Annotated in this window: 12 protein-coding genes; 5 read left to right on the forward strand and 7 right to left on the reverse strand. The window is 45.3% G+C overall.

Translation table 11 applies throughout. The features are described 5' to 3' along the window. Positions 1–752 precede the first annotated feature (752 nt). From DXA15_RS18750 to DXA15_RS18770, 5 genes are all read right to left on the reverse strand, one after another. Positions 753–1445 (reverse strand): YjjG family noncanonical pyrimidine nucleotidase, encoded by a 693-nt coding sequence (locus tag DXA15_RS18750; RefSeq protein WP_186960207.1) that lies wholly within the window; start codon positions 1443–1445, stop codon positions 753–755. Then, the gene (locus tag DXA15_RS18755) at positions 1445–2317 is read right to left on the reverse strand and encodes a hypothetical protein (protein ID WP_128135043.1); all 873 of its coding nucleotides are present in this window, start codon (positions 2315–2317) and stop codon (positions 1445–1447) included. The genes DXA15_RS18750 and DXA15_RS18755 overlap by 1 nt, the downstream gene beginning before the upstream one ends. Before the next feature lie 19 nt (positions 2318–2336). After that, entirely contained in the window at positions 2337–3041 is a 705-nt protein-coding gene (gene rsmI / locus DXA15_RS18760; protein WP_009859710.1) for a 16S rRNA (cytidine(1402)-2'-O)-methyltransferase, read from the reverse strand. A gap of 13 nt (positions 3042–3054) precedes the next feature. Next, positions 3055–3873, reverse strand: coding sequence for a hypothetical protein (locus DXA15_RS18765; RefSeq protein WP_128135044.1), 819 nt, complete (start codon positions 3871–3873; stop codon positions 3055–3057). Positions 3874–4002: 129 nt separating this feature from the next. After that, on the reverse strand, positions 4003–5418 hold the full coding sequence (locus DXA15_RS18770) for an ATP-dependent RecD-like DNA helicase (RefSeq protein WP_128135045.1): 1416 nt from the start codon (positions 5416–5418) through the stop codon (positions 4003–4005). 94 nt (positions 5419–5512) lie between these two features. On the opposite strand from DXA15_RS18770, the gene DXA15_RS18775 reads away from it, so the two are divergent. From DXA15_RS18775 to rsmD, 3 genes are read left to right on the forward strand one after another with little or no spacing between them, the layout of a single operon-like run. Next, positions 5513–6139, forward strand: coding sequence for a hypothetical protein (locus DXA15_RS18775; RefSeq protein WP_010800638.1), 627 nt, complete (start codon positions 5513–5515; stop codon positions 6137–6139). Between the two features lie 10 nt (positions 6140–6149). Continuing rightward, complete coding sequence (locus tag DXA15_RS18780) at positions 6150–6977, forward strand: DUF3822 family protein (protein WP_128135046.1); 828 nt, start codon at positions 6150–6152, stop codon at positions 6975–6977. Continuing rightward, positions 6965–7513: a 16S rRNA (guanine(966)-N(2))-methyltransferase RsmD gene (gene rsmD / locus DXA15_RS18785; RefSeq protein ID WP_009859705.1), complete on the forward strand. Its 549-nt coding sequence runs from the start codon at positions 6965–6967 to the stop codon at positions 7511–7513. The genes DXA15_RS18780 and rsmD overlap by 13 nt, the downstream gene beginning before the upstream one ends. Here rsmD and cls read toward each other — a convergent pair. Continuing rightward, the gene (cls, locus tag DXA15_RS18790) at positions 7510–8949 is read right to left on the reverse strand and encodes a cardiolipin synthase (protein WP_128135047.1); all 1440 of its coding nucleotides are present in this window, start codon (positions 8947–8949) and stop codon (positions 7510–7512) included. The genes rsmD and cls overlap by 4 nt on opposite strands. Before the next feature lie 96 nt (positions 8950–9045). Between cls and DXA15_RS18795 the strand changes: the two genes are divergently transcribed. After that, complete coding sequence (locus tag DXA15_RS18795) at positions 9046–9639, forward strand: rhomboid family intramembrane serine protease (RefSeq protein ID WP_128135048.1); 594 nt, start codon at positions 9046–9048, stop codon at positions 9637–9639. A gap of 107 nt (positions 9640–9746) precedes the next feature. Next, the gene (locus DXA15_RS18800) at positions 9747–11033 is read left to right on the forward strand and encodes a Gfo/Idh/MocA family protein (RefSeq protein ID WP_128135049.1); all 1287 of its coding nucleotides are present in this window, start codon (positions 9747–9749) and stop codon (positions 11031–11033) included. A gap of 90 nt (positions 11034–11123) precedes the next feature. On the opposite strand, the gene DXA15_RS18805 is transcribed toward DXA15_RS18800, so the two are convergent. Further along, positions 11124–13925, reverse strand: coding sequence for a TonB-dependent receptor (locus DXA15_RS18805; protein WP_128135050.1), 2802 nt, complete (start codon positions 13923–13925; stop codon positions 11124–11126). Between the last annotated feature and the right edge of the window lie 435 nt (positions 13926–14360).

Consider the following 14360-nt stretch of genomic DNA (forward strand, 5'->3'; position numbering starts at 1 on the left):
AGCAGACGGCAAATAAACCTGTAACAAGGCTTGTTTTATTGACTGGCTTTAACACACCCCCTACCCCCTCTCAAGAGGGGAGCCAGGTACAACCAGTCAATAAACAGATGATTCAATTTTTTCTATATTTGAACCTTTTCCAATAAGGTTTTTCAGCAAATCAACCATCATACTGTCATAAATGGATGTAATGTGTTTATTACTAATCTATTAGTGTTTGATAGTTGAAAGCCACAACTATCATATCACCTATCATACCCTCATTTTATCCGGGCATATGATACATATTTAACAAAATCATTGCTCTTTTACCTCCCGAAAAATCACTGTAAAGAAGAGTATTCTGCATCTCATATTGCTCTTCCCTACTTAATAATTTCTCTAAAACAATAGACTAATTCTCCGGGAATACTTGCTTTTTGTTTTTAAGATGCCCGTTTCGACCTGTTTTACACCCGGATGTCGACGATGCTCAGACCCGGGTGTAAAGGTTGTTGAGAGCTGGGTGTCAGGCAACATAAATAACTATACTGTTGAAAATAAGCAATATACTTAGTAGAAAAAGACTGTAGTGTATCAGGTTTCAAGACAAGGTTATGACGGATTATGACAGTTAAATGATAGTTGAAAATGATAGCTGTCATGGTGTAATATGCTTATTACATGCGTATTAAAAGAGAATATGATAGTATGATAGTTCATTTTGATAATGCAATTAGATTATCTACTCTCCCTCCCTTTGGGTATTCTATTTACAAAATATTTTTTATCTCTTCCAGGCTGCTGACCGTATAGGTCGGGGTAAACTCCTGGGGCGGCAGTCCCTGCGGGTTGAACCAGAGTTGGTCTATCCGCGATTGGCGGGCGCCGAAGATGTCGGCCTCGAAGCAGTCGCCGATCATCAGCGTCTCGTTGCGGCGGGAGTTGGTATTGATCAGGGCAAAGTCGAAGATGCCCTTGTGCGGTTTCTGGATACCTGCGTCTTCCGACAGGATCATCCGCTTGAAATAAGGTGCCAGGCCGGAGTTGCGCAGTTTCTTGTCCTGCACTTCGCGGAAGCCGTTCGACAGGATATACAGGCGGTAGGAAGGACGAAGATATTCCAGCAGTTCGATCGCGCCGGGAACCAGCCGTGTCTTGGTGGTCGTGCGCCTGAGGAAATCATTGTTGACGGCCAGTACCGCCTGGGTATCTTCGATGCCCATCGGGCGCAGCATATAACGGAAGCGGTCGATGATAAGCGTCTGCCTGTCGATCTCTCCCGCACGGTATTGCTTCCAAAGTAGCTCGTTGTGCGGCCAATAGATAGCAAAGAAAGCCTCGAAGGAGGCATAATACCGGTCAAAGTGGTGATCGGTATAAAGCTCTTCGAGGCATTCTTTATTATTATGGTACGTATCCCAAAGGGTATCGTCCAGATCTATAAAGAGGTTTTTGTATTTCATCATCCTACTTCGATCACCAGGTATTTGCCCAGGCTCCAGAATGTTTTCGGGTCTGTGATGTTTAGTGTCAGGTTGCCGTCTTCGTCTTTCACGAATTCGTAAGAACCTTCCGGATGGTTGGATTTCAGTTTTGCCTTTGCTGCAAATAAAGGAATTTCCTTTACTTCACGAACGTCGACAGAGATGAAGTAATCCTTGTTGAAACCGCTCTGCAATACTTTTGATTTGGAGAAAAGGCCACCGCCGGAAAGGATTTTCTGGTCTTTCAGTTCTTTTGCCGTGCCGAAGCAGTAGTAAGCCGTGTTGAGCGCTTTGTCCTGTTCGCCCAGTTTTTCAGATTGGGCGGCAGCTGTTGTAGCCAGGTTTTCCACATCTTCGTTCAGTGAAGAGACCATTTCGTCCAGTTCCTGGATACGTACATTTTTCTTTGCCAGGTCTTCCTGCAAAGCGACGATCATCGTAGCTTTCTGGTCCAGTTCGGAAGAAAGGCGGCTGATTGTTTTCCGCAGGGCTGCTGATTGGATACCGCTCTTTTTCAGCTTGTCTTCCAGCTGGCTGATCGTTTCCTTGTTCTTTTTCAGAGTTTCGCTGATCAGTTGCATGTTCTGCTTGATCTGTTCGCGGTTGCTTTTGCTGAATTCACCGCCAGTCTGCTGCTGAAGGTTCAGATAGTTTTCCGCATCGCGGATAGATTGTATGTCTGCCTCTACATCATTTAATGTAGTGAGGATCTCGTTCATCTCGCTGGTCGCTTTCGTATTCTCGATCTTCAGAGAATCGTTTTCGGCTTTCAGCTTTTTGTATTCGGCTGAGTTCTGTCCGCAGGAAACCAGCAATGTCGCGCAGGTACAAGCTAATAATAACTTCTTCATGTTCTTTTTGTTTTTTGAGTTAAACATCTTTTTCTGTCTCTTTTTCCTTTTTATCTTTTAAGCCTGCTAATACAATAACAATCTCACCTCTCGGATCGTTCACGGTAAAATGTGCTATAACCTCTTCCAGGGTTCCGCGGACGGTCTCTTCGTGCAGCTTGGATATTTCGCGCGACACGGATACTTGTCGGTCGGTTCCGAAGAATTCGGCTAGTTGGGTTAGCGTCTTTACCAGTCGGAAAGGTGATTCGTAAAAAATGATCGTCCTGTATTCGACGGCCAACTCCTTCAGGCGGGTCTGACGGCCTTTCTTCTGGGGAAGGAATCCTTCGAAACAAAACTTTTCGTTCGGTAGCCCGGAGGCCACGAGGGCCGGAACAAATGCGGTTGCTCCCGGCAGACATTCCACGTCGACACCCTGCCGCACACATTCCCTGACGAGCATAAAGCCCGGGTCGGAGATGGCCGGTGTCCCGGCGTCGGATACGAGTGCGATGTTTTCGCCGCCTTTGATGCGGGAAGCGATCTGCTCCACAGTCTTATGTTCGTTAAACTTGTGGTGCGACTGCATCTTGTTCTGTATCTCGAAATGTTTCAGCAGAATACCGGTCGTGCGGGTGTCTTCGGCCAGGATCAGGTCGGCTTCCTTCAGCACACGGATGGCCCGGAAGGTCATGTCTTCCAGGTTTCCTACGGGAGTCGGTACAACTGTTAACTTTGCCATAATTTTCAATTCTTCAGAGGAATCGTTTTTCCAATAGCTTGATGAAGTCGGCTACGGCTTCATCTTCTATGTTCCATTTCAGTTCGTTATTCAGGTAGGTTACCGATTCTTCATACGAATGGATCTCGTTGAGGTCGGTAATCGCCTTGTTCATTTTCTCTTCATTGCCACCGAACAGTTCGCGACGGAAACGGAAACGGTCGTTCAGGCTGAATGCCTTGCGGAAGTCGGACAGGTTCTTCTTCTCCAGAATGTCACTCAGGAAAACACTTTGCTTTTCCGAAGTGACGGATTTATGGGGAGGTTCGGGCTGAGTTTTATGTCCTACCGGTCCGATAGGGCGTACCGGTTCAGGCTGTACGGTGACGGCCGGTTCCGGGATAACAACTTCCTCTTTGACTGTTTCCGGCTGACGGACCGGCTCCGGTTGGACGGTAACCTTTTCCTCGGTGACGATTTCCGTCTTTTCGATGATAACTTCCTGTACGGGTTCCACCTTTGGCTCCGGGGCGATTACGGGTTCTGCGACCGGCTCTTCTTTTACTTCCGGTTCTTTTACTTCCGGTTTGTATTCTTCGGGAGCGGGTGCCGCGGTGGCAACCGGGTTCGGAAGTGACTGTATCAATGCCTGATGGGCTTCCATTTGTTTACGTAACATTTCAATCTGTGCAGTTTCCAGCGAATGAAGGTCATTCAGTATTTTATGCGTCAGATTGAATGTCTGGCTAAAGAAGGATACCGGATATACTTCTGCGTCGCGCATACCGGCTATCAACGTCTCCAGTTCCTTGATATCAAGTAACAGATAATCTATTTTTTCTTTATTTGCCATTCCTTTATTTTAATTTGCGAGAGGCGTTGTGTCCCAAAAGGCACTATTTGCGACCTCTCTGTCTTATATTGCAGCAAAAATAACTATTTCTATTTATGTAACGTACTTAATATGTGAAAAAGTGTGCTGTCACTCAACAAATTCATCCGGTAAATTAACCAGATATAGCCGATGGGTGGCACGGGTGAAAGCGGTATACAGCCACCGGTAGAAATCTTCTCCCAGCATTTCTTCCGTCATATATCCGATATCGAGGAAGACATTCATCCATTGTCCGCCCTGTGCCTTATGGCAGGTGATGGCATAGGCATATTTTACCTGCACTACATTGTAATGCGGATCGGCTTTCATCTTCTTCATCTTTCCGGCCTTAGTGGGGATATCGTCATAATCTTCCAGGATGGTGAAGAACAGCTTGTCGTTTAGCTCTTTCGGCAGGGCAGGGGTGTCGGTCTGTAGGGTGTCGAGCAGTATCTTTATATCCAGTTCCAGGTCGTAATCCTGAAAGCGGACGGTCACATCGGCAAAACGGAAGCCGTAGAGCTCGGTCGTCCGTCTGACACGGAGTATCTGTACGATTTCGCCGTTGGCGATGAAGTCCATTTCCTTGCAGTCGCTGGTCCAGTAATAATTGTTTTTGGCAACCATTAAGCGGTCGCCGGTCGATAATTCCTCTTCCCGGTACAGTATCCGGTTGCGGATGCCGTTATTGTAGATGGTGGCTCGTTTGTTGGAGCGCGTGATGATCATTGTTTCTTCGATCCCGTCATGGCTGTAGGCCGATGATATTTCCTCGATCAGTTCATCCCCGTTGACCTTTCTGAAGTCGGTGAAACCTTTCAACTGAAGTTTAGGATAGATTTCTACGGTGTTATTCCGCAACGCATCCCGCAAACGGGTTGCATTGAGCAGAATACCCGAATCTCCGCTTTGCCTGACGACCTGTGTCAGGGTGATTTCCTGTACTTGCAGGTTGTATCCTCTGAGTATTTCCGGGTTGAGTGCCGGGCTTTCGGTCTGCATGACAGGCGGCAACTGGGCTACGTCGCCCATCAGGATCAGGCGGCAGTTCTCCCCCGAATAAACATATTGTATCAGGTCGTCGAGCAACCGTCCCGTCCCGAAAGAAATCGAGTCGATTCCGTCATTGGAAATCATGGACGCTTCATCAACAATAAATAACGTATCTTTATGTAAATTATCAGCAGGCATGAATCCGGTCGGCTCGTTGGAGAATGCCTTCTGGCGGTAAATCTTTTTATGGATCGTATAAGCCTTTTGCCCCGAATAATTCGAAAAAACCTTAGCTGCCCTGCCTGTTGGAGCCAGCAGAAATGTTTTTTGTTGCAGTTCGTTCAGAGTCTTGACCAAGGCACCGACCAACGACGTTTTTCCGGTTCCTGCGTATCCTTTCAGCAACAGGAGTGTGTCCGATTCCACCGAAAGCAGAAAATCCGTGAGCGTTTTTAATGCAGAAAACTGGTCTTCTGTCGGATTATGTGGGAAATTTTGCGTAATTTGGCGGCTTAAATAACTATTTATCATTTTGATTGCAATAATTTTGGTGATAAAGGTAGTGTATTAAATATTCTTTTTTAAATTTGCCGAACGAAATAAATTCAAAAAAACAATACAAACCATGAAAGTTACATTAAAGATTTTATTAGCTGCTGCAGTTCTCCTGCTAGTTTACATTTGCTACAGAAGCATCATGACGCCGATTGAATTCAATGAAGCAAAAGATGCGCGTGAAAGTCTTATTAAAGCTCGTCTGATCGATATTCGTAAAGCTCAGATCGAGTACAAGAATGTGTATAAGACTCATGCTGGTAGTTTCAATGACTTGGTTAAGTTCCTGAAGGAAGATAAGCTTCCGTTCTTGATCAAGGAAGGTGTTTTGACTGACGAGCAGCTGGAAAAAGGTATGACAGAGAAAGAAGCTGTGAAGAAAGGTTTGATCCGACGTGATACTATCTGGGTCTTGGCAAAAGATACCTTGTTCGGTGCCAGCTACAATGCTGACGATCTGGCCAATGTTCCGGGAACAAGCGTTAAGTTCTCTATGGATACAGCTACACTGACTTCCGGTTCCGGTTATACTGTAAAAGTATTTGAAGCAGGCGTTAAGTATGACGATTATCTGGGTGACCTGGACAAACAGTTGGTTGTAAACCTGAAGGACAAAGCTGAAAAGCTGGAAAAATATCCGGGTTTACGTGTTGGTTCACTGACTGAAATTAATAACAACGCAGGTAACTGGGAATAATCAATTGCTTATGACTATCAGTATTCCTGATACGTTGACTGCTGATAATTCTGGAAAATACATAATGTCCATTCGGCTTAGGTCGGATGGACTTTCTTTTTCAGGATACAGCCCTTCGGAGAGCGAGACTTTCTTTTACAGAAACGTGGAGTTCGACCGGACGAAACCTTATGTCTCTTCCCTGAAAGAGTTTTTCTTTGAGCACGAGTTTATGACTTATTCGTATAGGCGGACGAACCTGGTTTGTGTCACGCCGCAGTATACGGTGGTGCCGGAGGAAGTCTTTACGGACAAGCAGAAAACGGATCTGCTGTCGTTTACGTTTTCTGCCCCGGAGAATAAATGTCTGCATAATTTGCTGACACGTGAGGCGGCAGAGGTCGTGTTCGGCATGAATGAAGAGGTGTATGAGTTTTGTTCCCGCTCGTTGATCAATCCGTCGTTCATCCACCATATTACTCCCCAGTTGGCTTTATGGAAACAGCAGAGCCGTATGTTGATCCCCCGGCAATTGTATGTAGTGCTGCACCGGAAGATGATGGACGTGGTTTGTTTTGCACAGGGGAAACTACTTTTTGTCAATACGTTTGAGTATGATAAGCCGGATGATATCCTGTACTATATATTATATGTATGGAAACAGGTCGGTATGGACCAGGAGAGGGACCAGCTTCATATCTATGGAGGTGTCTCCCTGCGTAACAGCATAACAACTACATTACGTAATTATATACAATATATAAGTCCGGCCGAGATACCGTCGGATGCTTATTTGTTGGGTGCCGAGGTTGTTCAGGCCCCGTTGGATTTAATAGCTTTATCTGTATGCGAATTATAAGCGGAATATATGGCCGGAGGCGTTTTGACGTACCGTCTTCTTTCAGTGCACGGCCGACTACTGACTTTGCGAAAGAGAATCTCTTTAATGTGATCAACAACCTGACCGACCTGGAAGGTGCCGATGCGCTGGATTTGTTTGCCGGAACGGGGAGTATCTCTTTCGAACTACTGTCGAGAGAATGCAAAAGCGTGACGGCTGTCGAGAAGAACAATGCACATGCCTCTTTCATCGCAAAGGTAGCGAAAGAGTTAAAGACAGATTCGCTTCATCTGATCCGTGGCGATGTGTTCCGTTATCTTCATTCGGCACCGAAACAGGGTTTTGATTTTATCTTTGCCGATCCCCCTTATGCGTTGAAGGAACTGCCGGAGGTTCCTGCCTTGGTTTTTGAGCGTGACTTATTGCGTGACGGCGGTATCTTCGTGATGGAGCATCCGAAAACGAATGATTTCTCCCACCTACCGTATTTTGACCAGCAACGTGTATACGGTTCGGTGAATTTCAGTATTTTCATAAAAGAAGAAAAGGCTTAAAGGAGCGGCGAGAACAGGCGCATGAACGATTCGGCGAGGCGCTGTTTGATTGGCCGTTTTAGCCAGCGTGAAGGAATCAGCCGTTCGCAGCTGTGCATATCGTGCATGAACACCCGCTTCATCTGTATGGCGAAAGACGGTTGATAGACGAATGCATTTATCTCGAAATTGTGTTCGAAGCTCCGGAAGTCCATATTGGCTGATCCGATGCAGGCAAGCGCATCGTCGGTTATCATCAGTTTGGAATGGAGGAATCCCGGCTCATAGAAATATACTTTCACACCAGCCTTCACCATCTCGTCAATGAAAGAGTGTGTCGCCATATTAGCGCTGCGGGTATCCGAGCGTTTGGGTAGCATAAGACGTACATCGATACCTCCCAACGCTGCGATCAGCAGTGCCTGGTTCAATCCTTCGGTCGGAAGGAAATAAGGGGTTTGTATATAAATGTACTTTTTGGCATTAGCGATGGCAAAGATATAGGCCTGCAACAGCGTGCGCCATTGCCCGACCGGACCACTGGTAGCTATCTGCATGATATTGTCGTCATGGTATATCGGAGTCGGCGGATAATATATTTTGTCGTTCAGCAATTTCTTACTGATAACATACCAGTCGATCAGGAAAGCGGACTGGAGGCCGTGTACTCCTTTTCCTATTATCCTGAAATGAGTATCGCGCCAGATACCCCATTCCGTACCTTTCTCATAGCGATCGGCAATATTCATACCACCCATATAGCCGATCTGCCCGTCTATAACGACAATCTTCCGGTGATTCCGGTAGTTCACTTTGCTGGTGAAGACCGGGAATGCTACTTTCAAAAAGGCATATACCTCAATTCCGGCTTCCTGCATTTCGTCGAAGAAACTGTTTTTTACGTTCCAGCAGCCTACGTCATCGTATAAAACTCGTACCTGGACCCCTTCTTTTGCCTTTGCAATCAGGGCATCTTTGAACCGTGCCCCGACTTCATCGTCACAAAAGATATAATATTGAAAGTGGATATGATGTTTTGCCTTTTGTATATCGTCCAGTAAATCCTTGAATTTGTCAGCTCCGTTCGTATATATTTTAATCTCGCTGCCATAGAGCAGGGAAGACTGATTGTTGTTACTCAGCAATGTGACTAACGGTTGGTACGGACCGGGGACAGTACAGGCGTCCTGCGGAAGTTTGCCTTCCTGCGGTCGCTTCATAATACGTTTGTAGGTTCTTCGGGAGATGATACGCTGTTTCCGGTTGTCCTGTCCGAAGAAGAAATAAAACAGCAGGCCGATACCCGGAGCCAGCAACAATACGATGACCCAGGGAATGGTTTTTAACGGATTTCTGTTTTCCGCTATAATAACCAGAACCAGTCCCAGGATGGTGACGGAGTATAATATAATGAATATTACTCCAACGACCCATTGTATGTGTATGGCTGCCAGCATTCTTTTTATACTTTGTTACAGGTTGATAAAGGTAGTAAGGTAATTTGTAAATAACAAATCTTTACTACATTTGCCGGATATATCAAATAAAAGAAGATGATTACATATATTATTATAGGTATAACCGTTTTAGTGTCTTATCTCTGTTTCAATAATGCGGAATTGTTCCGTAAGCTGGCGTTGATACCTTTTCGCACGGTAAAGAATAATGAATGGTACCGGTTGATAACGCATGGCTTCGTTCATGCGGATATGACGCACCTGTTAGTCAATATGTTTACGTTCTGGTCGTTCGGAACCTATATAGAAACGGTTTTCGGTTATCTGGGTTTCGGAACCTGGGGATTTCTGGCACTTTATTTCGGAGGGATGATCTTTGCTTCCATTTATGACTTGGTGAAACATCATAATGATCCTTATTATGTCTCCATTGGAGCATCGGGAGCCGTATCGGCGATTCTGTTTTCCTATATATTGTTCGACCCCTGGAGTAAAATATTACTGTTTGCGATCATTCCTGTACCGGGAATTATCTTTGGAGTAGTTTACCTGGCTTATTGTCAATATATGGCTAAACGTGCGGGAGACAATATCAACCACAATGCCCATTTTTACGGGGCGGTATATGGTTTTCTGTTCCCGGCTTTACTTAATCCTTCATTGATAAAAGCTTTCCTGTCTCACTTTTAGACGGAAGATATTCAGAATATAATACTGTTCAAGTGTTTGTATTTTAAGGTATTATTTATAGATTTGTGGAAATATCTCAATTTCTCTAATACCATAATGCAGACATAATGAAAAGAAGAAACTTCATCAGGAGTGGGGCATTGGTTCTTGCCGGCTTCACTATTTTACCCCGTCACATTTTAGGTGGAACGAATTTTGTCGCTCCCAGCGATCAGATAAATCTCGGGATTATCGGTTGCGGGGCACAGGGACGTTGGACGTTAGCTCCGGAGTTTGCCCGCCGTGCGAATCTGATCGCAGCATCCGACTGTGAATCCCGGCAGTTGAATGCTATGCAGGCAATTGTCGAAAAAGAAACCGAAAAGGCAAAAGGACAGGCCTATAAAGGTTTTAAATTGTATGCCGACTATCATGAACTACTGAACCGCAGCGATATCGATGGCGTGATTATTGCCACACCGGATCACTGGCATGCGGTACAGACTATTGAAGCCTGCCGTGCCGGAAAAGATGTGTATGTGGAGAAACCCATGTCGCACAGTATCGAGGAAGGACGTGCCATGGCCGATGCCGTAGAGAAATATAACCGGGTATTGCAGGTCGGCAACATGCAACGTTCATGGCGAAACTTCCGCCATGCCTGTGAACTGGTCCGTAATGGGTATATCGGTGAGATAAAAGAAGTAAAAGTTTCCATCGGACCTCCTCCTGTTAAATATGATCTTCCGGCGCAACCGGTTCCCAAGACGCTGGACTGGGAAATGTGGATCGGGCCGGCTCCCATGAATGTATATAATGAGGAACTGGCTCCGCCTATGGAACGGAATATGTTCCCGAACTGGCGTAATTACCGGGAATACGGTGGCGGTATGATCTGTGACTGGGGTGCCCACATGTTTGACATAGCCCAATGGGCTTTGGGTATGGACGATTCCGGCCCGATTGAGTTTACTCCTCCTGAGGAAGGAGAACTGAAACCGCTTAGTATGCGTTATGCCAACGGAACAGTAATGACGCATGAGCCTTTCCGTAAGGCGGATGGAAATGCAGTCCGCTTTATCGGTTCGGACGGTGTGATCGATATCAGCCGTAGTTTTCTGGATACGATACCTGCTAAATTACAGGATGAAGTGATCGGTGATGACAAGATCAAATTGTATAAGAGCGACGATCATTACAATGATTTCCTCACAGCAATGAAGACTCGCAAACAGCCGCTTAGTACCGTTGAGATCGGACATCGTACGGCTTCGCTTTGCCATATCGTAAATCTTTGTTACGAGTTTGACCGCAAACTGGTGTGGAATCCGGAAAAAGAAGAATTTTTCTTTGACGACGAAGCCAACAGACGGAGAGGAAATCCGATACGCGAACCGTATAGCCTGAAAGTGTAGCTATATATAATAATGTATAGGAGAAACGGTAGCGGCGATAAAAGTTTATGAAGACTTTTACCGTCGCTATCTCTTTTATTCAGCCCTTGTTTAGAACCGTGGAGGAGGGCCGCCCGGTCCGCCATGGCCTCTGCCACCCGGTCCGCGCATATCGCTTGCAGAAGCTCCCCCTTTAAAGATGCTGAACCTGTAAATGAAGTGAACCATGAAGTAACTACTCAACGTATTGTATTCCGAATATTGTGTATAGTCAGCTGTTACGCTCTGAGAGATATTACTGCGTTGTTGCAGGATATCATAAATTTTGAAACGCAATGTCGCCTGGTTCCCTTTCAGGAAAGATTTGGATGCGGATGCATTCCATAAAACTTCCTTCTGTTGGTATCCGGCTGCGTAACCGGAGTTGGCCGACCAGGTTATGTCACTTTCAATCTTGAAATCGAGTGGAAGATAAATGGTCGTAGTTCCTCCCACGCCATAATTGTAAATATTCTGGTCGTTCTGGTTTTGCAAAGAGTTCTTAGTCCCACTATAACGGAAGTTTCCGTTTACTCCCAGGTCGATATAATCCGAACGAAAATCGATACCGGCACGTTCCATGGCCGAATAATTCTTGTTCGTATTTTTTTCTTCGTTGATGAAACCGTTTACATTTGCAAAAGAGGCCATTGTCATCGAGTTAACGGAGAACTTTCTGTTCTTCAGTGGCGTGTTGAACATGACGCGGAAATTACCGTTGTAGTTCCCGTTGACATTTTCATAAGTCGTCATCTTCTTTCCTGATTCCCCAACATAAATAGACTTCTTAACGATGTCGTTGACAACATAGTTGGCATTCAACATCAACATGAGAGCTGTCTGCTTTTCCGGAATAAATTTCTGGTAACGGGCAGAGAAGTTATTTGAATAAGTAGGTTTCAAATCCGGATTACCGGTGATAGTGTTCAGCGGGTCGGAGATGTCGGCTACGGGTTGCAGCTGGGTCATCGACGGCTGGCTGGTACGTCCGCGATAGTTGATGCGCAGGTTGGTACGTTTATCGAACCGGTAGTTGAACCGGATCATCGGTGACAGGTTGACAACGTTGCGCGTCAGCTTTGAAAGGGTCGTGTCGCCTACAAAATTCTCACTTACACTGTGCGAAGGCTCCAGGTTCATGCCGATGGTATAATCATATTTTTCCCGGACAGCCTTAAAGGCCAGGCTTGCCTGCTGGTTGATGAAGTTATTGCGGTAACTTTTGCTGTATGCAGTGTCAAGTACATTATAATCTTCGCTGTCTTCTCCCCTTACATAAGAGTTTTTCAGGGATTCCTGTTTATTCTGGCTGATACTGTAGGTTGCCTGGATGAAATTGTTATGCCCGATCGGCTCGACCCATGATAAATAAACGCGGTAGTTAAACCCTTTGTTATCATATCTGAATTGCTGGTCGATCAGTTCATCTTGGTTTTTCCCCATGAAATATTCTGTGTTCGAGTAATTCAATCCTTTGTTGTAGGAATCGCTGAGCCCTCCGGTTAAAGAACCACTGAAGACACGCCCTTCGTCATTCAGCTTACGGCTGAACTCCAGTCGTGCATTAAGGTTGTAACCTTCACCGTCGGATACGTAATCGGATTCTCCGAGGTTGACCGTATCGCCCAGGTTTGTCAGTGTGTTGAACGAACCGAACTCCCGGTTATGGCTGTTGCTATAACTGAAACTAGGCTGGAAAATGATCTGGGTTGCCGAATCCGGCTTCCATTCCATACGGAAATCGGCACCGACGTTATCGCTTTTCGTATTACTGTTGTTTATTTCGTTATAGATAGTAGAACTGTCGTTCGGCAAAATATTTGTCCGGTTGATTTTACTGTTCGCTTCATTGTCGGAATGTGAATAACGGACATTACCTCCCAGGGTCATTTTAGAGTTGAATTCTTTGCTGAAGTTCAGACCTACGTTTCCGGAGGTGGTGATACCGTTCCCGGCTCCTCCCGACCGTCCGCCCCGTCGTCCTCCCATACCGGAGAACATGTTAGAGGCAATATCGGAGAATCCCATATTGTTCGTGTTATTGATACCTCCCATAAGTGTGAACTGGTCGTTGTTGATAAACCGATTCACCATGAAATTACCTTCATACCGATCTTCGCTTCCATAGCCGGCAAAGGCATTGCCGAACCATCCTTGCTTCATTCCTGGCTTGACAGTCAGGTTGATCACGGTTTCTTCATCCCCGTCATCGAATCCGGTCATCCGTGCCATATCGCTCAGGCGGTCCAACACCTGTACTTTTTCCACCATTTTAGAAGGCAGGTTTTTGGAAGCTACTTTCGGGTCGTCGGAGAAAAATTCTTTTCCGTCTATCAATACTTTCTTGACTTCTTTTCCATTGACGGTAATCTTTCCTTCGCTGTCAACTTCCACGCCGGGCATCTTTTTCAGAAGGTCTTCCAGGACAGCCCCTTCGGTTGTCTTGTAAGAGTCGGCATTATATTCGACCGTGTCGTTGCGAACGACCACTTCCGGAGCCTTGCCGATCACGACGGCTTCACCCAGCTGGATAGCTCCGTCGCTTAATGCTAATTTACCTAATTTGACAGGATTTGTTTTTCCGGTGATACGGATGGGTTGGTATAAAGGATCGAATCCCACAAAGCTGACATGCAATAAATAACTGCCGGCTTTAATACCTTTCAGTGTAAAATTACCATTACGCGAACTGGCTACACCGCCAACCATCGTGCTGTCTTTTACATTCAACAAGCGTACTGTCGCCTGTTCGATTGGCTCATTGCTTCCATCTTCTACCACCGTTCCGGTGATGTCAACTCCACCCTGCTGCGCAAATGCCGGCAAAGAAAAGAGGATAAAAAATAACCATAATAAGTACCTTCCCAATTTCATAACTAATGTATTATCTGTATCTAACAAACATTCTCCCGGACTGGTTTCCGGGTACGAGAAGATAGACACGACGAAGGTTATTAAGTTTAAAAATATATGTGATGATTTTGATTTATTAACGAAAACATTTGTCAGCAAATTGACAGATGAAAATCCCGAACTGCCGGAATATCAAAATGCTATATCAAGTGGCTGGTGAAGGATCTGTATAAGATTGGTGGAAGAGGTGCTGTTTTTTATACAAACCTCGGAGGGGTTGAAGATGTTATAATGCTCTTGATGGTGAAGTAATTCTGCCATAATAGGAAATTAAAAAGGATATATGAATCCTTTTTCTGAAATAAATGATGATTGTTTGATATAACGATATTTTAATTATGCACTGTTTTTGAATCGTTCTGGAGAAAAAAACTGTTCGTAAACATACAATTCGGA

Origin of the sequence: Parabacteroides sp. AM58-2XD, assembly GCF_003463685.1 — a bacterium.
Classification (GTDB): domain Bacteria; phylum Bacteroidota; class Bacteroidia; order Bacteroidales; family Tannerellaceae; genus Parabacteroides; species Parabacteroides segnis.